Genomic DNA, 18,124 nt, shown 5'->3' with positions numbered 1-18,124 from the left:
CCCGTGCGGCGGCCGGACCCAACACCACCGGGGCACTGGAGGAGTTCTTCCACCAGCTCGACGAGACCATCGGCGACCGCGCCGCCAAGCTCACCAACAAGGTCCGCACCGACGCCCTGCTGAAGCTCATCGCCGCCCGCCGCAACGGCTGGACCAACCAGACCCGCTGGGCCGAACTGATCCGCGAACACCTCACCCGACACCACGGCCACGCCCCCCAGCAGCGCCAGCACACCGACCCCAAAGGCGCACCCAGCCTCCGCTCACCATATCCACCCTAAGCGACATAGGACATACGTTCGATAATGAGTTATAGTCGAGCTATGGCTGGGCGGACTGAGGCGGGGCCCACCGCGTTGCGAATCATGCTGGGTGCGCACCTGCGGCGCTTGCGGGAGCGCGCCGGGGTGACCCGGTCCGATGCCGGCTGGGCGATCCGCTCCTCGGAGTCCAAGATCAGCCGGATGGAGCTCGGCCGCGTCGGCTTCAAGGAGCGCGACGTCGAGGATCTGCTCACCCTGTACTCCGTGTCCGATCCGGCCGAGCGTGACCGGCTGCTGCAACTCGCCAGGGATGCGAACAACCGCGGCTGGTGGCATCGCTACAACGATGTGACCCCGGACTGGTTCGACGCCTATCTCGGGCTCGAGGTGGCGGCCGACCTCATCCGCACCTACGAGATCCAGTTCGTGCCGGGCCTGCTGCAGACCCCGGAGTACACCCGGGCGGTCGCCGGCTTGTCAGGAGCCGAACGCTCACCGGATGAGATCGACAAGATCGTGGCGCTGCGCAAGACACGCCAGGCCGTGATTGAGCGCGATCCTCCGCTGCGACTCTGGGCGGTCGTCGAAGAATCCGTACTGCGGCGGCCGATCGGCGGCACTCAGGTGTTGCGCGAGCAACTGGCCGCGTTGATCCAGGCGATCCAGAGGCCGACCATCACCCTGCAGGTCATCCCGCTCGGCACTGCCGGCCATGCTGCGACCGGCGGCGCGTTCAGCGTGCTGCGCTTCCCGCAGGCGGACCTACCCGACGTCGTCTACCTGGAGCACCTGACGAGTGCGCTCTATCTCGACAAGCGCGACGACCTCGACTCCTATACCCACGTCCTCGACAGTCTGACCGTCTCCGCTCCCCCGCCCCAGCAGGCCGAGGAGCAGCTGACGACGATCCTCCGCCAGCTCGACTAGATTCTTCTTGCGTAGCTGTCCGTCTGGGGCGGTTCTGTTCGTCGGTCGGGTAGATGGAGGACTTTGTGAAGTACCTACTGATGATCTGCGGCGACGAATCCGCGGCGGAGCACGCCAATGACGGTTGTGGCGGCTGGTCGGAGGAGATGGAGCAGCGAGGCGTGGTGCGGGGAGGTGCTGGGCTCGCTCCGGCGACCGATGCCACCACGGTGCGCGTGCGCGATCAGGAGTTGTTGCTGACCGACGGGCCGTTTGCCGAGACCAAGGAAGTGGTCGGTGGTTTCGTGCTGATCGAGTGTGCCGACCTGGACGAGGCGATCGAGATCGCGGCGAAGCACCCGGCGGCCGGCTACGGCACGATCGAGATCCGTCCCGTGCTCGACGGCCCACCGCCGGACGCGCACTGAGGTGCTCCCCGAAGACGGACCGCCGGTCGCCGACGACGGATCGCCGGTCCAGGCCGAGGGGGTGGCCGACGATGGGCAGTTGGTCGAGGAGGCTGTCGGCCGGGCGTTTCGGGATGAGTGGGGGCAGGTTGTCGCCACCCTGATCCGGGTGACCGGCGACTGGGACCTGGCCGAGGAATGCGCCCAGGACGCATTCGCCACCGCTTTGGAACGCTGGCCGCGCGACGGCATCCCCAGCCGGCCCGGCGCCTGGCTGACCACGACGGCTCGCAACCGGGCGATCGATCGGCTTCGTCGCGAGGCGGTAGGTGCTGCCAAGCTACGAGAGGTGGCCGCGATGGCGGACGACGCAGTACCGGATGCCCTGGAGGATCAGGAGGACGTGCCGGATGACCGGCTGCGGTTGATGTTCACCTGTTGCCACCCGGCGCTGGCCTTGGAGGCGCGGGTGGCGCTCACCCTGCGCACGCTGGCCGGCCTCAGTACCGCGGAGATCGCGCGAGCCTTCCTCGTCACCGAGCAGACCATGCAGAAACGCATCGGCCGGGCCAAGCAGAAGATCAAGAACGCGGCCATCCCGTACCGCGTGCCGCCGGCGCAACTCCTCCCCGAACGGACCCCCGCGGTGCTCGCCGTGCTCTACCTGCTCTTCAACGAGGGCTACAGCGCAACGACCGGAGCAGACCTCGTACGCCGGAGTCTCAGCGCCGAGGCGATCCGGCTGGCCCGAGTGCTGGCCCACCTGATGCCGGACGAACCCGAGGTCTCCGGGTTGCTCGCGCTGATGCTGCTGCACGATGCCCGAAGTGCCGGCCGCCAAGGCGACGACGGCCAGCTGATCCCTTTGGAGGAACAGGATCGGAGTCGCTGGGACGCGGGGAAGATCGCCGAGGGCACCGACGTACTCGAGGCCGCGTTGCGACGGCGCGAGCCCGGGCCGTATCAGATCCAGGCCGCCATCGCGGCCTGTCACGCGACCGCGCAGGATGCGGGCGACACCGACTGGCCGCAGATCGCCGGCCTGTACGCCGAGCTGATCCGCTTCATGCCCACACCGGTGGTCAAACTCAACCAGGCGGTCGCGATCGGTCTGGCCGAAGGTCCGGCCGCCGGCTTGCTGCTCGTCGACGAACTGGTTGCCTCAGGCACCTTGACGGACTACCACCTGCTGCCGGCCACCCGGGCCGACCTGCTCCGCCGCGCCGGGCGGCTCGATGAGGCTGCCGCCGCCTATCGCGAAGCCCTCGGTCGAGCGAGCACCGACGCCGAGCGCGCGTTCCTCCGGCAAAGAATCGAAGAAACCTGTCCGCCCGCGTCCGGGCCGTTCGTCGGTGAGGTGACCGACGATGGAAAGGACGCGGAGGATGACCGAGATCAGGCAGCTGATCGCTGATGAACGGCGCGAGCTGGCCACCCTGCTGAAGGAACTGCCCGCCGAGCAGTGGGACGCACCGACGCTCTGCGAGGGCTGGCGGGTCCGCGAGGTCGTCGCTCATCTGACGGCGCCCTACCGCTACTCGACCCCACGCTTCCTGCTCGAGATGCTCAGGTCGCGTGGCCGGATGAACCCGATGCTCGACCGGATGGCGCGCCGCGATGCCGCCGAACTCACCGCGGCCGAGCTCGCGGACTGCCTTGCGGCCAACGCGAATCACCCCTGGAAGCCGCCGGGCGGTGGATTCGAAGGCGCGCTGTCCCACGACGTGATCCACGGCCTCGACATCACCGTTGCCCTAGGCATCGACAGAGTGGTGCCGGCCGAGCGGATGCGGATCGTCCTGGGCGGCCTGTCCGAGAAAGGGCTCAAGTTCTTCGGCGTCGACCTGACCGGCATCCAGCTGCGCGCCACCGACCTCGACTGGTCCTTCGGCACCGGACGGGTCGTCTCGGGCCCGGCCCAGGACCTCCTGCTCAAGGTCTGCGGCCGCGCCGTCCCCATCCCGAAGGGTTGACAGAGTGCCGCTAGGTCAGCGGCCTTGAAGTGCCGTCTTCAGCAGCGGGACGATCTTGGTGAGCACGTACTCGATGCCGAGCGGGCCGCCGATCGAGAAGGCACTCGAGAACGCGCCGCGGTCGGAGTTCGAGTTGATCACCGGAGCGCCACCGAAGTAGGCGACGTGGCCGGCCTTGACGGTCGCGAGATTCTGGAAGACCGCGCTGCCGGCGACGCCGGGGGCGACCTTGCCGTTCTGGTCCTCGGCCGCCAGCAGGATCAGGTCGCCGTTCATCTTCTCCAGCTGCTCCGGTGACAGCTTCACGTAGAAGTCACCGTTGTCGAGGGCATCGATCTGCTGGTTCGTCTTGAAACCCAGCGAGGTGAGCAGCCGCATCCGCGGATCGGACGGCAACCAGGCGGAGAAGGCATCGCTGGAGAACACCCCGGCGGTGATCGTCTTGCCGGCGAAGTCCGGGTTGGCCTTGGCGGTGTCGGCGAGCAGCGTCTCGGTCTTCTTGATCACCTTCTCCCCCTCGGCCGTCGTCCCGGTCGCCTTCGCGATCGTCTGCACCTGCTGCTGCCACGTCACGCCGTACACGTTCTTCGTCCCGGCCGGCGCCGCGATCGTCGGCGCGATGCCGCTGAAGGTCTCGTACTGCTTCTTGTCGTTCACCGTGTTCACGTACAGGATCAGGTCCGGCTTGAGCGCGGCGATCTCCTCGTACTTCGGCTCGAAAGACTGCACCAGCTTCGGCGCCGGCCGATCGCCCAGCGCGGGCTTCACCCAGCTGCGAGTCTCCGTGAACCCGAACCAGTCCGCCCCGGCGATCGGCACGACACCCAGCGCGATCGCCGTCTCCATGTCCCCGCCGCCGATCGCGACGATCCGCTCCGGCTTCGCCTTGATCACCGTCGACCCGAACAGATGGTCGACGGTGAACGGAAACCCTTGACCTGCCGTCTCGGCGGCTGCGTTCTCCGGATCATCACTGCTGCAGGCAAGCAGACTGAACAGCAAAGCCAGTACTACGACCAGTGCAGCCGGGCGGCGACGGGGACTAGACATAAGGAGAGCCTAACCTAATTAGGTGTCTCCTCAGCTGACAGTCAGGACCTTGGATGCTGTCTGGGTTCCCTGGTGGTCAGCGTCGGCCAGCCAGACGACTCGGTAGGTGTACGTGCCGCGGGCGGTCGGCTTGAGGCTGAAGGCGTACTTGCCGTTTGTCGTCAGCTTGCCGGTGGTCACCGCGACCCAGCTCGTGCCGGACCGCCGCTGCAGGTACGCGGTCGAGCCCGCGTGGGCCGGGTTGAGGTAGCCGTACAGCGACGCCGCCGCGCCGAGCCTGATCGCGGCCGGCACCAGGTACGCCGACAGTGCCGGCCGCACCTCGACCAGCGTCGCAGCGCTTCGCGAGCCGAGCAGGTCAGGCGAGCCGTTGTAGCCCCACATGTAGTACGTGGAGACCGCTGGCTTCTGCACCGAGCTCGCCACGCCAGTACTGGACGAGGTCACCGTCGCGACCGTCGTCCACTTCGTGCCGTTCTTGGGCTTCGAGTACAGCGTCACCGGTACGCCGGACAGGTTGGTGGCGTTGTCTACCCGAGTAGCGCGGCTGCTCAGCGTCACGGAGCCGGTGTACATGATCGAGGCCGGGCTGGCCCCGATCGTGACGTTGGTGCCGGCCAGGAACGTGTCTGCCCCTGGGCCGACCTTGCCGTAGTTGTCCTTCACCCAAGTACGGAAGGTGTAGCTGGTGGCGTTCGTGAGCCCGGTGGCGGTCGCAGTACTGCCGATGCCCGCGTAGACCGCAGTACCGAGGGTCGGGAGGGCCGGCGGCGTGGCACCCGTGTTGCGGCGGACGATGACCTGGCCGAGCTTCGTGCCGGCCGGGATGGTCCACTTCAGCGCCGCGGTGCCTGCGCTACCAGTGGCATCAAAGCCGGTGACAGGAGCTGGCGGTGCCGTCAGGTTGAGCAAGTTGCGGTCGATGTCCATCTCGACGCCGCCGTGCGTCTCCGTCACGTCACCGGCGTACTGGTGCACGCGCTGGTGGTTCGGCCACAAGGTGTCCGGGATGAACCGGCTGCTGCCCGGCGTGGAGTTGTAGTGCGCGAACCAGAAGTTGTCCGGCCGGGTGTACGCCGTGCTGGTGTAAGCGCTGACGAGATCCGCGCCACCGGAGGAGGCATTGACGTAGGCGCCACCGACATAGCCGCGGGAGTTGAGCTCCTGCGTCCAGCCGCTCAGGTAGGACAACACGGATGCCTTGCAGGCGGCAGTCGACACGTAGTACTCGATGTCGCTGTAGATCGCGCTGCGCGGGGCGAAGCCGAGAGCCTGGGCAGCAGTCACCGCGTTGATAGCGGCGTTGCGGCCCTGGGTCAGCGCAGTCGCCGGTACAGACGACATGCGGCTTTTGTAGGTCGTGCAGGGCGCCTGCATGCCGACATCGATCAGCAGGAACTGCCAGCCCTTGGCGGCGTTCGTGGTGACCCAATCGGCGGTCAGGTTCGGTTGAGCGCAGCCGCGGAGCGCACCACTGGTGTAGATGCCGATAGCCCGGTACGGCGATGCCGGGTACAGCCAGGCGTCCATCTGGGACTGTGTCGGCGCCTCGCACTTGTCGAAGCCGGGAGCGGCGATAGTGCCGGTGGCAACGATCGACGGCGCTGCGGCCACTGCCTGCGGGGCGACTCCAACTGCTTGCGACTTAGAGGTCACGCGGCCAGTGCTGAGCACCTTGCGAGCGGTCTGCTCGGCGCCGGGAGCGTAGTACGCGGTGGCGAGGACGCCTGCGTCCTTCACGGCCACCTGCAGCTCACCGTCGGAAGACTTGGCTGCTCTGTTCAGCGGCTCGAGGACGAGGCCCTCGCTGCCGCCGACAAGGCGCGCCGGGCAATTCTGCGCAGTACTGCGGCCCAGGTAGACGGCTGGGCGATCGAGGCGAACGCAGGCCGTCGGGTTCTTGGCCAGGTCCACAACGGACCAGTCGGCCGGCACGGTCACCTCGTAACCGTGGTACGAAACGGTCTGGTCGGTGGCGCCCTGTGCGGCGGCCCCACCCAGCACTCCCCCGAGCAAAGCGACAACAGCGGAAAACACGACAGGTCTGACTAGCCTCACCAAAGCTCCTCACGAAGACGGACGGCTGCACTGGCATGTGACCGCCCGCCCCACATCCCCAGCCCCTACCCCTATCCAAGGTGAGCCGGCCGCGACCTGTCGAATAGCCGCAACCACTCACCCCGATCCCCGGAGACTATCGGCGGCTACGGCACCGATCCGCGCTGGGTCGTTGCACCTTGCTGCAACTTCGGAGGCTAGTCCCACTCCCAGTCGATGCCGATCACACCGCGGTCGGCAGACGGTACGACGACGTGCACGCGACCGTCAGGCGTCATCATCAACTCACGGCGCAGTACGTCGGGCCCGCCGGAGTGATGGCGACGGAACTCACTCACGCGGACCGGCATCGCCTCTCGGTCGAACTGGACTTCGAGCACGTGATGAGTGCCGGCCCATTCGTGAAAGCGGTAGTACTGCGTCGACTGGATGCCGTTGAGATCGGTGATCTCGTAGTGGACGACGGCGGTGTCCCCGACCACCAGCTGGCGATCGAGCAGCAACTCACTCAGCACGGCGCCGTCCTCCGGGTCGCGGGCCACCCGGCCGGTCCGGCAGCCGGTCACGCCGCGCGGCACGATCTTGGCCGGGTCGGCGCCCGGCTCGCCCTGGTGGACGACGATCTGGCGATCAGCCTCCTTGACCGCGATCAGAGTCTGGATCACCCGCTTCGAGGTCATACTGCGATCCGCGCCGATCACGATCTCCTCGACGACCGTGATGCCGCGCAACCGGCCATGGGCGTCCCGGCGTACTTCGTCCAGCAGGCGAATGAGGGTCGACGCGTTCTCGACCACGCCGTACGGGCGGGTGGGCGTCTCGGTGGCCGGTGGGATCCGGACGGCGAGCCAGCCGGCCGGGAGTTCCAGCAACTCTTCGAGCGCCGTGACGACCGCCAGCGACCCTGGCCGCGGATGGCGGCTGCCGCTCTGCCAAGTGCTGAGAGTGGCGACGCCGACGTGCAGTCCCTGGTCGGCGAGCCGGGCCTGGATCCGGTTCAGCGCGAGCCCGCGATGCGCGATCGCGGCACGAAGCGCGTCGGCGAAGGGCGCCTCCGGTCCGACGTCGGGGACGTGGGTCCGCGCTTGCGTCATCGTCCGCTCCCGTGCCGGGGGCCAGGGTCGGTCGCCAGTGTAAACGTTCACACCCGCGCCCGGCAGGAAGCAGGCTCCTGCCGTTCACCTGCTGATCGGTGTTCACACCGCCCGATCGGCGATCGATTCACTGCTTGTCGGGACGTGGCCGAGTGATCACGATGAGTGCCCTCACCGCCCCAGTGAAGGAGGCCCCCATGAGGAGGGTCAGTACACCCCGGACCAGGTCGTGGCTCGCGGCAACCATCGTGGGCCTGGCAGCACTCCTGCCGCTCGCCCCGGTCGCGTCCGCCGCCCCCGTCGCACCACCAGCATCGGCCACCGTCCTCGCCAGCAAGTACCTGAACGTCACCGGCCAGGCGCAGCAGAAGTCGAACTGGTGCTGGGCCGCCACCGGCAACAGCATCGCGGCGTACTACGGCTACGGCTACTCGCAGAACCAGTTCTGCAACCTGGCCTTCGGCTACAGCATGAACGCCACCTGCCCGAACAACCAGGCGACGCTGGGCAACGACCAGCGTGCGTTCCGGGCGATCGGCATCAGCGCCGGCAACTACATCAGCGGCACGCTGAGCTTCAGCGGCCTGGTCACCGAGATCAACGCCAACCGCCCGGTGATGACCCGGATCGGCTGGAAGTCCGGTGGCGGTCACATGATGGACATCATCGGCTACGACTCCTCCGACTCCACGATCGAGTACTACGACCCGTGGGGCAGCAATCCCCGCTACAACTACTCGACCTACAACTGGTACCTGAACAACTCCCAGTTCACCTGGACGCACTCGCTCTACCGGATCGGAGCCTGAGCCATGAAGCAGCTCGTACTGCGGACAGCGGCCGCTCTGGTCGGCACGTTCCTCGCCTTCTCGGTCACCGCGACGGCGTCAGCCACCCCCGGACCAGATCTCGCGGCCGCCAAGACCGCCGCGCACTCGACCGAAGCCACCCAACTCCTGAACAAGGCCGCCCAGCGCGCTGGATCCGCCAAGAGCGCGGCCGGCTCGAAACTCGCCGTCATGCAGGACACCATCCCGGTCTACGCGTTGAGCGCGGATTTCGTCCGCACCGGCGCCGGTGACGTGGGCACCCTCTGGTACGTCGCCACGCCGGCGGCCAAGGGCAGCACCGCTCTCACCGTCTTCACCGCCCCCGACCAGGCCGGTACCTGGCGTCCCGTGAACGTTGCCACTGGCAACACCGAGGCGACGATGGCAGCTGCCGCGCGAGGCGCCAAGCTGCTCACTGAGCCGCAGATCGGCGCCTGGTACGCCGTCACCGGCAAGACCCTCCGTGCCCTCAACCCCGAGGCCACCAAGGCGATCGGGAGTAAGCCGATCACTCTCAAGGCCTACGGCCAACAGGTCAACACCCGTTACGCGGACAAGCAGGCTGACAGCACCTACAACGAGAACGGCACCGCCGGCGGCTACGACGTCGCGGCCAGCACGCCCACCGAGAACACGCCAGGCGCCTGGATGATTCTCGTCGCCGGCTCGCTGGTCGTCCTCGCCCTCGCGGCGTTCGCCCTCATCACCCGCCGCCAGCGCACCGCCTGACCGCAGTACTCGCGACCTCGCAACCCGCCCACTCAGCGGGTTGCGAGGCGGAGGGAGTCGATCACCTGCTGCCCAACCTTCGGGTCGTTGCCTCCCAGGGTGATCCCGGTCGTCGTGGTGTTCTCGATCAGGTTCCAGTCGTAGTCCGGGGACGGCGTCTTCGGGGCAAACCCTGGATCCGACCAACCCGGTCCGACGTACCCGGACAAGCCGTCCCGGTTCAGGGTCTGGAGGATCTTGGGGTTCACCAGCGGGGGCAACTGCTTGCTCTCATACATCCACACCGAAATCGACGCCGGCACGAACACCGGGTCACCGTTCGACCGGCACGCCACGCCCTTGGTGAACAGGACGGGGAGACCACCGCGCGGGCAGATCCTGGGGTTGACGACGGTTCCCGGCGGCATGCTCAGCTTGAGGCCGTGGGCTTCGTACTCCGTCCAGCCGGCCGGGGTCGTCGCCCGGCTGGTGCTGGGGCTCGGGCTGACCGCAGGGGTGCCCTCGTTGTCCCCCCGAACCGTCAGGACGAGAGCGACTGGCACCACGAGCACGAAGACGGCGGCGATCCCAGCCATCACGGTGCGATGCCGGGTGGTCCGCGCCGTACGCGCTCTGGCCAGCAGGTCCTCGGCGTCAGGGCCGACGAGGTCACGGTCGTGGGCGACCGCTTCGAGCGTCGTCCGCAGCCGACTTTCCAGCTCCGTCATCACAGTTTCCTCCCGATCTCCTGGCCGACTTTGCGGCGGAGCTCAGTCAGCGCCCGGCCGGCGATGACCCGGACCGATCCGACGCGATAGTCCAAAAGGGTCGCGATCTCCCGATCCGAGAGATCTTCGTAGTACCGGAGGACCAGTACGGCGCGCTGACGCGGCGGCATCTGGCGGATCAGCGACCACAACTCTGTCGACGCCCCCTCCGGCAGCAGGTCCATCACGGGCGCATCCGGTACTGCGGACACCGGCAGCTCCCGCGATGACGCCCGTCTGCGCCACGAGAGGAACTCGTTCACCAGCATCCGGCGCACGTACGCATCCGCCGAGCCGGCCGCACTGACCCGATCCCAGCGCCGGTAGACCTTCAGCAAGGTGTCCTGAACGAGGTCATGCGCCAGATGGTCGTCCCCACCCGTCAACACGAACGCCAGCCGCGTGAGCGCAGTACCGCGCGCCTCCACGAACTGGACGAAATCGTGGTCCCGTCCCTCGTCCACAGCCACCTCCTACCCCTTAGACGGTAAAGCGGCCGCCGAACGCAACAAATCGAGAAATCCGGGGCCTGAAATGTCCAGGCGACCCGAGTGCGGCTACGATTGGTGCAGCACCGAACATCGGCGACGCCCGTGGTGAAGCCGACCGCCTCGTGACGGCTGCGCCTGCTGACTGGAACCGGCTATCGATGGCCGGTCCCATCCGCGGCCAGCCCCGTCGGAACTCCGACAGCTCGACCGCTCGCAGAAGCGGTGAGACCGAGCCATATGCCGATCGGCGGGCCCGGACCACGCCCTGCGATGTCTTGTCGGCCGCGCGAGGGTGTCCGGTGCCGCTGTACCGCCGTGGCAAGCGCGCCACGGCGAGTTCTGAGGAGGATCTTTGGCCCGACGAGGCCAGCGCCAGACCGGCGCTCGGCGTACCGCTCCCCGCGCCAAGCGGCGCCCTGCCCGCGATGCCGAGGGGCTCATCCCGGTGCTCGCCCGCGCCGTCCGCGAGATCGAGGCGGCTGTCGAGCGCTCCAACGTGCAGCCTTCGGTGCGGACCAAGTTCCAGGTGGTCGCCCTCCTGGTGCGCGAGGAGCGGGCCCGGGTCAACGCCGACGCGAACGCCACCGACGCCTACCGCGCCACTCAGCTGCGGCGCCTCGACGGACTTGCGACGATCCTCGCCAAGTCCGCCGCCTTGGACACCTCTCTCCTCGCGCTGCTCGCCGAGGACGCTGTCATCTCCGAAGCTGCGTCGGTGCTCAAGCGCGACATGCTGATCGCCGCAGGCGAGGAGCCGACCGCCGTCGAGCCGCCACCGACCGAGCCGACGACCGCGGCCGCCCCGCCACCGCGCCAGGTCGTCCCGCAATCGGTCGTCTCACGACAGCTCGCCAATCCTTTCCTCGCCCCCGACTTCAGCGCCGCCGCGGCCGCACCACGCCAGCCGCAGGTACGGCGCTTGTCCGGCTGGGAGCTGATCAACCCCCTGCTCAAGTCCTTCGAGTACGCCGCCGCATCCGCGAGCAAGTCCCTGCCCGAGCCGGCCTCCCTGCGCTTGCCGGGCAACCTCCTCGAGCTGATGCCGCACCAGGCGCAACTGATCGCCTCCGCCTCGGCGGGCCACCGCTCCTTCCTGCTGGCCGATGAGCCGGGCCTCGGCAAGACGGCTCAGGCTCTGCTCGCCGCGCAGGCGGCCAACGCCTACCCGTTGCTGGTCGTAGTACCGAATGTCGTCAAGACAAACTGGGCGCGCGAGGCCGGCATCTGGACCCCGAAGCGGGTCGCCACCGTGATCCAGGGCGACGGCGACACGATCGACGGCTTCGCCGACATCGTCATCGTCAACTACGAGGTACTCGACCGGCACGTCGGCTGGCTCGGCGACCTCGGCCTGCGCGGCATGGTCGTCGACGAGGCGCACTTCATCAAGAACAAGAAGTCCCAGCGCTCCCGTAACGTCCTGGCACTGTCCGAGCGGATCCAGTCCCGTACTCCGCGGCCGTTGCTGATGGCCCTGACCGGGACGCCGCTTATCAACGACATCGACGACTTCCGGGCGATCTGGCAATACCTCGGCTGGATCGACGAGAAGGCGCCGCGCGCGGAGCTGATGGCGAAGCTCGACGAGACCGACCTGACGCCGGCCGACCCCGGCTTCTACGCGGCAGCTCGGTCCTGCGTGATCGACATGGGCATCGTCCGCCGCCGCAAGGTCGACGTGGCCAGAGACATCCCCGCTCGTCGCATCGCCGACCTGCCCGTCGAGCTGGACGGCGCGGTCGGCCGCTCGATCCGGGCCGCCGAGCGCGAACTGGCCGACCGCCTCGTAGCGCGGTACGAGACGGCGCTGGCGACGCGGACCTCCGGCGTCACCGTCGAAGGCATCGACCACGACCTGGTCCGGCAGGTCGCCGGCTGGGAGCGATCCGAGCAGGCCAAGGCGAAGACCGGCGACAACATCTTCAGCCTCGTACGCCGTATCGGCGAGGCCAAGGCCGGCCTGGCCGCCGACTACGCGGCCCAGCTGGCCCACAACGTCGGCAAGGTCGTCTTCTTCGCCCGCCACATCGAGGTGATGGACACCGCGGAGGCACTCTTCGCCGAACGCGGCATCCGGTACTCCTCGATCCGCGGCGACCAGACGGCGAAGAAGCGTCAGCAGAACATCGACGCCTTCGTCAACGATCCCGAGGTCTCCATCGCGGTCTGCTCGCTGCTGACCGCTGGCGTGGGCATCAACCTTCAGGTCTCTTCCAACGTCGTCCTCGCCGAGCTGTCCTGGACGAACGCCGAGCAGACCCAGGCCATCGATCGCGTCCACCGCATCGGTCAGGAAGAGCCCGTCACGGCCTGGCGCATCATCGCCGCCCAGACCATCGACACCAGGATCGCCGACCTGATCGACACCAAGGCCGGCCTGGCCGCCAGAGCCTTGGACGGCTCCGATGAAGAGGTCACTTCCTCTGCTGATCTCCAGCTGGAAGCCTTGGTCACCCTGCTGACGAACGCCCTCAAACCCTGAGCGAGTGGCCGAGAGCTGCCGGGAGCGAAGGCCCCGGCAGCCGAGGCCCTCGCGTCGTCAGACCGCGACCAGGAGGCCAGTGGCGTACATGATCACGACGCCCACTGACAGTCCACTGATCACCGGCAGGCTGAGCACCTTGCCGGTCTGGTCGCGCAAGCCCGGCGTGATCTGGATGATGACCTGAAGGATTGCGCCGACTCCGACCCCGAACAGCAGCGACGCGACCGCCGCGTTGCTGACCGTGGCGCCGATCGCCGCGCCGATGATCGCAGGCCCACCAGCCAGCAGACCAAGGCCGGCCAGGCGGCCGAGCGACGGCTTCTGACGCGTCAACGGCGTCACGACGGCGAGACCCTCGGTGGTGTTGTGCAGGGCGAAGCCGACCACCAAGGCAGCACCCAGAGCCAGTTCACCCACCGCGTACGCCGATCCGATGGCGAGCCCTTCGCCGAGGTTGTGGAGCCCGATCCCGGTGGCGATCATCAGCGCCAGCCGTCGACCGTCGACCGATGTCTTCTCCACGGAGTCAACGCGCCTTTGCAGCAGGCGATCAACCGCTGTCAGCGCCAGGAACGCCATCGCGGCGCCGAGGAACACCAGGATCGGACCGCCAAATGCACCGCCGGTCTGGGCCGCGAGATCGAGGCCCTCGATGGCAGCGTCGACGGCCAGGAAGGCAAGCAGCCCCACCGTCAACGCCAGCAGCATCCGGACCAGCGAGCGGCCGGCTCTTCGTAGTACGGGCAGGAACACCATCCCGAGTGCGACCGGGATGATGCCTACATAGGTCCCCAGCAGGATCATCAGAGCCAGCAGGTCCCGATCCGCTGTAGGAGTCTCCACCGCGGCGGCGATTTCGTGTTCGATGACCGCGCCAGTCGAGGTCAGGATCGAGATCTGCAGCGGGTGGCCGTCCTGCCAGGGATAGTCCAGGCGCACGGTCTCGGTAGCCAGCCGGCTCACCGGTTCGGTGGCGCCGGTGAAACTCACATAGACATCGTTGACGAAAATCTGGGCGATCTGCACCGCGTCGGGTCCGGTGTTTCGCACCGTCAGTTCGATCGCGCTCGGCGACAACGCTGTCCGTTCCACCACCAGCTCTTCCACCGGTGGACCGGTGCGGTCAGGCAAAGCCCGGCTGCCCAGGACAGCCAGTGCCGTCAGCGCGACGGCGGCGACCGCGATGGTGATCGCGACCAGCGTCCAGGCGGGCAGCAGTTTCCGAGTCGTCGGGTCGGTCACTCGGTCACCTCGAAGAAGCCCATCCAGCCGAGCTCGGCGAACTCGCTCTTGTGCGCGTGGAACATGTACTTGCCCGGATGCGGGAAACGCAGCTCGCAGATCCCCCGCTGGCCTTGGGCCTGGACGACAGTGTCGGTGTACTCGCTGGGCTCCAGCCGCGTTCCGGTCGGGTAGTAGTCGAAGAAGTTCCCGTGCAGATGGAAGCTGTTGATCGGGTCGTACTCGAGCACGTTCACCAGGTAGATGCGGACCAGCTCGCCGCGCTTCACCCGGATCGGCTCGTTCATGTAGTGGAACGGGATGCCGTTGACGGCGTACAACTGGTTGCCTTGGGCATCGAAGGTGGTGTTGTAGCCGTGCATCACCATCACCATCTCGTCCGCCGTTGGGCGGTCTTCGGGCGGGTCGATGATGAAGGTGCCGTACATGCCGCGCGCGATGTGCTCGGCCAGTGGCCCGACGTGGCAGTGGTAGAGATGGAGACCGAACGGCACCGCGTCGAACTCGTAGACGAAGTCACCGCCCGGCTCGATCACGCCTCGCCCGATGCCTGGCGTTCCGTCCATCTCGGCGGGATGGATGCCGTGAAAGTGCATCGTGTGCGGATGCGCCGACGCGTTGACGAACCGCACTCGCAGCCGGTCACCGGCCCGGCAGCGCAGGGTCGGACCCGGTATCCGGTTGTTGAAGGTCCAGGCCTCGAACTTCAGGCCGGGCGCGACCTCGATCTCGCGATCCGTCGCGTAGATCTCCCACTCGCGCAGGGTCCGGCCGCCCGGCAGCTTGGACACCTTGCCGTAGTCGAAGTCCCGGAGCAGCGGGGTCGGGTTGAAGCCGTTGGCCGCGTGGTCGACGCTGCCGCCCCGGAAGGTCGGGCCGTTGATGCCGCCGCCGTGCACATGCGCAGTACCGTGCCCTGTATGGGCCGGCGGGGCCGGGTCGGCGCTCGGCGCCGTCGCTGGGATCGCACCGAGGGCGACTCCCGCTCCGCCCAGCAGGAATCCGCGCCGGGACGCGCCGGGCATCAGGCGGTCTCCCCGTGCACGAGGTCGGCGAGCGTCGGTCCGAGCGCATGGCTGCGCGCTTCGACCATCACCCAGATCGGTCCGCCGAAGGGCTCGCGCCTCACCACTTCGAGGACCGTGCCGGGTTTGATGCCCCGATCGGCCAGGTACCGCAGGGCGTTGCTGTCATCGTCGGCCACTCGCTGCACGCGGAAGCGGCTTCCCTCCGCGGCGCTGCCGAGGGCCGCCGCCCAGGACTCGACATGTTCGCCGGTACGCGGCGGAATCGGGTCGCCGTGCGGGTCGTGCGTCGGGTGTCCGAGCAGATCGTCGATGCGTTCTTCCAGCCGCTCGCTGATCGCATGTTCGAGGACGTCGGCCTCCGCGTGGACCTCGTCCCAGCCGAATCCGACCACCTGGACAAGGAAGGTCTCGACCAACCGGTGCCGACGGGTCACCCCGGCGGCGTGCCGGTCACCGTGGGCCGTCAGGGCGATGGCGCGGCCGCCGGATCGATCGATCAGCTCGCTGGCCTCCAGCCGTTTCAGCATCGCCGACACGGTGGGCGGCGAAACCCCGAGCTGCTCGGCGACCGCCGACGTGGTCACCGGGAGCCCGCGACCACTGAGCTTGAAGATCGTCCGCAGATAGTCCTCGACCGCCTCGGTATGCGCGATCTCGCAACACTGCACCGGCCGTGCCGTTTGAGCAATCACAGGATTAGATTAGACGCATCTAATCTGGTTGGCCATGTCGCCCGGCCAGGCTTGAGTCACGCCCAGTTACGGCGTACTGAACGCGGCCAGGATTGTCGCCGTGATGAAGTCGCCGGCGTCGTCGGCGTCCAGCCGCCCGGCATTGATCTCGTCGGCGGCGCCGTGCATCACGTTGTGCATCACGCTGACCAGCCAGAAGACCGGCAGGTCGGTACGGAAAACGCCTTCTGCCCGGCCTCGCTCGACCAGGCGCTCGACGCGATCCATCGGCCCGGCATGCAGCGTCCGGATCCGGCCTGGCGGCAGGGCATCCTGGGCAGCTGTCAGCAGCGACCGGAACCGGTCGACCAACATCCAGCTGGAGTCGATCAGCCGGGCCAAGGCCTCGCGGGGATCGCCCTCCAAGTCAACCGCCTCGAGCGCGGCATGGCCGTTCTCGATCGCGCGGGCGAACGTCGCGTCGACCAGGTCGGCCCGGTTCGGGAAGTGCCCGTAGACGGTGACGCGCCCGACGCCCGCGGCCTTGGCGATCTCGCTGACACTCGCCTCCGGATTGCGGCTCAGGCACTCCACCGAGGCCGCCAGGATCGCCGCGATACTGCGTTGCGCGTCAGCTCGTTTGGCCTGCGTGGCGACCATCAGGATTCTCCCTTGTCGAACACCCGTGTACGAGTTACTGTAGCGAAGATAACTCATACAACCATGTACGAATTACCTTCAGGGGTGACCCTCATGCCCGAAACCACCGCGGATCCCAGGCGCTGGCGCCTCCTCGCACTACTCGGCGTGGCGCAGTTCATGCTCATCCTCGACGTCACGGTGGTGGCCATCGCGCTCCCCCACATCGGCGCCGATCTCGGCCTGGAACGCGACAGCCTGACCTGGGTGGTGAGTGCGTACACGCTGATGTTCGGCGGCCTGATGCTGCTCGGCGGACGAGCCGCCGACCTGTACGGCGCCCGTCGGGTCGTCCTCACCGGCCTTGTCGTCTTCACCGCTGCCTCGCTGGCCACCGGGCTTGCGAGCGGCGCGGCGATGCTCATCGGCGGCCGCGTCGCCCAAGGCATCGGTGCCGCGATCCTGTCTCCTGCCGCGCTCTCGGTGGTCACCAAGACCTTCCACGGCGACGAGCGGAACAAGGCGCTCGGGATCTGGTCCGCGCTCGGCGGCGGCGGCGCAGCGATCGGCGTACTGCTCGGCGGCATCCTGACCGCGGGGCCGGGCTGGCAGTGGGTGTTCTACATCAACGTGCCGATTGGCCTGGTCGTGCTGACGGCCTTGTTCCGAACGCTTCCCGCCGACCGCCCGCAACAGAACCGCGCGCGCCTCGACATCCCTGGCGCCATCCTCGTCACCGCTGCTACCGGCTCTGCGATCTACGCACTGATCAACGCCGGCGACCGCGGCTGGCTCTCGGCCGCAACACTTGGCGGCCTTGGCGGTGCGATCGTCCTGTACGCCGCTTTCGCTTGGCTGCAGCGCGTCGTACGGTCTCCCCTGATGGATCTACGCGTACTCACCCGTCGTCCCGTTGCCGCGGGCACGTTCCTGATCCTGATCGCCACCGCGCTGATGATCGCGGTCTTCTTCCTCGGGTCGTTCTACCTCCAACACCACCAGGGCTACGGCGCCCTGCGGACCGGCCTGCTCTTCCTGCCAGTCGCGCTGGCGACCATGGTCGGAGCACAGACCGCCGGCCAGGCAATCGGTCATCTTGGTGCGCGCCCCATCGCCTTGGTCGGACTGACTGTCACGGCACTCGGTACCGCCGGACCTGCGTTCTGGGACGGCTCGATCGTGACCGTGATCGGGATCAGCGTCGCGGCCGCGGGTATCGGTGCAGCCTTCGTCGCAGCCTCGACGACGACGCTCGCGCAGGTCGAGCATCACGAAGCCGGTCTGGCCTCAGGCATCCTCAGTACCTTCCACGAATTCGGTGCCGCACTTGGGGTCGCGGTGGTTTCCAGCATCGCGGCTGCGAGCATCGCCGGCACCAGCACGACCGGCTTCAGCCGCGGCTTCACCTTCGCCGCGATCACGGCCGCGGTTGCCGCAGTACTGACTCTGATCGTTATCCCCGCAGGCAAGCCGGCGACGACTACCGCACATGCCGCGCACTGAGGAGCTTCA

18 protein-coding genes are annotated in these 18,124 nt (G+C 67.8%); 9 read left to right on the top strand and 9 right to left on the bottom strand.

What is annotated here, in order from left to right:
- The 5 genes from A3ES_RS0102145 to A3ES_RS0102125 all read left to right on the top strand — a co-directional run.
- Positions 1-281: hypothetical protein (locus A3ES_RS0102145; protein ID WP_026162488.1), on the top strand; the 281-nt coding region annotated here is incomplete at its 5' end.
- A 42-nt stretch (positions 282-323) separates the two neighbouring features.
- Positions 324-1,190 (top strand): helix-turn-helix domain-containing protein, encoded by an 867-nt coding sequence (locus A3ES_RS0102140; RefSeq protein ID WP_040453734.1) that lies wholly within the window; start codon positions 324-326, stop codon positions 1,188-1,190.
- 65 nt (positions 1,191-1,255) lie between these two features.
- A complete protein-coding gene (locus A3ES_RS0102135; RefSeq protein WP_020385124.1) occupies positions 1,256-1,597 on the top strand; it encodes a YciI family protein in 342 nt (113 codons plus the stop codon).
- A gap of 1 nt (position 1,598) precedes the next feature.
- A complete protein-coding gene (locus tag A3ES_RS0102130; RefSeq protein ID WP_020385123.1) occupies positions 1,599-2,990 on the top strand; it encodes an RNA polymerase sigma factor in 1,392 nt (463 codons plus the stop codon).
- Positions 2,962-3,549 (top strand): maleylpyruvate isomerase family mycothiol-dependent enzyme, encoded by a 588-nt coding sequence (locus A3ES_RS0102125; RefSeq protein ID WP_020385122.1) that lies wholly within the window; start codon positions 2,962-2,964, stop codon positions 3,547-3,549. Before A3ES_RS0102130 ends, A3ES_RS0102125 begins: the two co-directional genes overlap by 29 nt.
- Positions 3,550-3,564: 15 nt before the next feature.
- Here the strand turns inward: A3ES_RS0102125 and A3ES_RS0102120 are convergent, their stop codons facing one another.
- The 3 genes from A3ES_RS0102120 to A3ES_RS45930 form a co-directional block, all read right to left on the bottom strand.
- Entirely contained in the window at positions 3,565-4,599 is a 1,035-nt protein-coding gene (locus tag A3ES_RS0102120) for an iron-siderophore ABC transporter substrate-binding protein (protein ID WP_020385121.1), read from the bottom strand.
- A 30-nt stretch (positions 4,600-4,629) separates the two neighbouring features.
- Complete coding sequence (locus A3ES_RS0102115) at positions 4,630-6,657, bottom strand: DUF1906 domain-containing protein (protein ID WP_026162486.1); 2,028 nt, start codon at positions 6,655-6,657, stop codon at positions 4,630-4,632.
- A 197-nt stretch (positions 6,658-6,854) separates the two neighbouring features.
- Positions 6,855-7,751 (bottom strand): hypothetical protein, encoded by an 897-nt coding sequence (locus A3ES_RS45930; RefSeq protein WP_020385119.1) that lies wholly within the window; start codon positions 7,749-7,751, stop codon positions 6,855-6,857.
- 197 nt (positions 7,752-7,948) lie between these two features.
- Between A3ES_RS45930 and A3ES_RS0102105 the strand changes: the two genes are divergently transcribed.
- Both A3ES_RS0102105 and A3ES_RS53385 read left to right on the top strand, forming a co-directional pair.
- Positions 7,949-8,560 (top strand): papain-like cysteine protease family protein, encoded by a 612-nt coding sequence (locus A3ES_RS0102105; protein ID WP_026162485.1) that lies wholly within the window; start codon positions 7,949-7,951, stop codon positions 8,558-8,560.
- 3 nt (positions 8,561-8,563) lie between these two features.
- Positions 8,564-9,310: a hypothetical protein gene (locus A3ES_RS53385; RefSeq protein ID WP_020385116.1), complete on the top strand. Its 747-nt coding sequence runs from the start codon at positions 8,564-8,566 to the stop codon at positions 9,308-9,310.
- A gap of 32 nt (positions 9,311-9,342) precedes the next feature.
- On the opposite strand, the gene A3ES_RS0102095 is transcribed toward A3ES_RS53385, so the two are convergent.
- Together A3ES_RS0102095 and A3ES_RS0102090 are read right to left on the bottom strand one after the other, a co-directional pair.
- A complete protein-coding gene (locus A3ES_RS0102095) occupies positions 9,343-10,017 on the bottom strand; it encodes a hypothetical protein (RefSeq protein ID WP_020385115.1) in 675 nt (224 codons plus the stop codon).
- Complete coding sequence (locus tag A3ES_RS0102090; protein WP_020385114.1) at positions 10,017-10,520, bottom strand: SigE family RNA polymerase sigma factor; 504 nt, start codon at positions 10,518-10,520, stop codon at positions 10,017-10,019. The genes A3ES_RS0102095 and A3ES_RS0102090 overlap by 1 nt, the downstream gene beginning before the upstream one ends.
- A 379-nt stretch (positions 10,521-10,899) precedes the next feature.
- Between A3ES_RS0102090 and A3ES_RS0102085 the strand changes: the two genes are divergently transcribed.
- Positions 10,900-13,029, top strand: coding sequence for a DEAD/DEAH box helicase (locus A3ES_RS0102085; RefSeq protein ID WP_020385113.1), 2,130 nt, complete (start codon positions 10,900-10,902; stop codon positions 13,027-13,029).
- Between the two features lie 57 nt (positions 13,030-13,086).
- On the opposite strand, the gene A3ES_RS0102080 is transcribed toward A3ES_RS0102085, so the two are convergent.
- From A3ES_RS0102080 to A3ES_RS0102065, 4 genes are all read right to left on the bottom strand, one after another.
- The gene (locus A3ES_RS0102080) at positions 13,087-14,274 is read right to left on the bottom strand and encodes a ZIP family metal transporter (protein WP_020385112.1); all 1,188 of its coding nucleotides are present in this window, start codon (positions 14,272-14,274) and stop codon (positions 13,087-13,089) included.
- Complete coding sequence (locus tag A3ES_RS0102075) at positions 14,271-15,299, bottom strand: multicopper oxidase domain-containing protein (RefSeq protein ID WP_020385111.1); 1,029 nt, start codon at positions 15,297-15,299, stop codon at positions 14,271-14,273. Before A3ES_RS0102075 ends, A3ES_RS0102080 begins: the two co-directional genes overlap by 4 nt.
- Entirely contained in the window at positions 15,299-15,994 is a 696-nt protein-coding gene (locus tag A3ES_RS0102070) for a metal-dependent transcriptional regulator (protein ID WP_157630260.1), read from the bottom strand. Before A3ES_RS0102070 ends, A3ES_RS0102075 begins: the two co-directional genes overlap by 1 nt.
- A gap of 66 nt (positions 15,995-16,060) precedes the next feature.
- The gene (locus A3ES_RS0102065) at positions 16,061-16,633 is read right to left on the bottom strand and encodes a TetR/AcrR family transcriptional regulator (RefSeq protein ID WP_020385109.1); all 573 of its coding nucleotides are present in this window, start codon (positions 16,631-16,633) and stop codon (positions 16,061-16,063) included.
- Between the two features lie 93 nt (positions 16,634-16,726).
- On the opposite strand from A3ES_RS0102065, the gene A3ES_RS0102060 reads away from it, so the two are divergent.
- Positions 16,727-18,115: an MFS transporter gene (locus A3ES_RS0102060; protein ID WP_020385108.1), complete on the top strand. Its 1,389-nt coding sequence runs from the start codon at positions 16,727-16,729 to the stop codon at positions 18,113-18,115.
- Positions 18,116-18,124 lie beyond the last annotated feature (9 nt).

Source organism: Kribbella catacumbae DSM 19601, from assembly GCF_000372465.1.
GTDB lineage: Bacteria > Actinomycetota > Actinomycetes > Propionibacteriales > Kribbellaceae > Kribbella > Kribbella catacumbae.
This window is presented reverse-complemented; position numbering and strand designations above follow the sequence as displayed.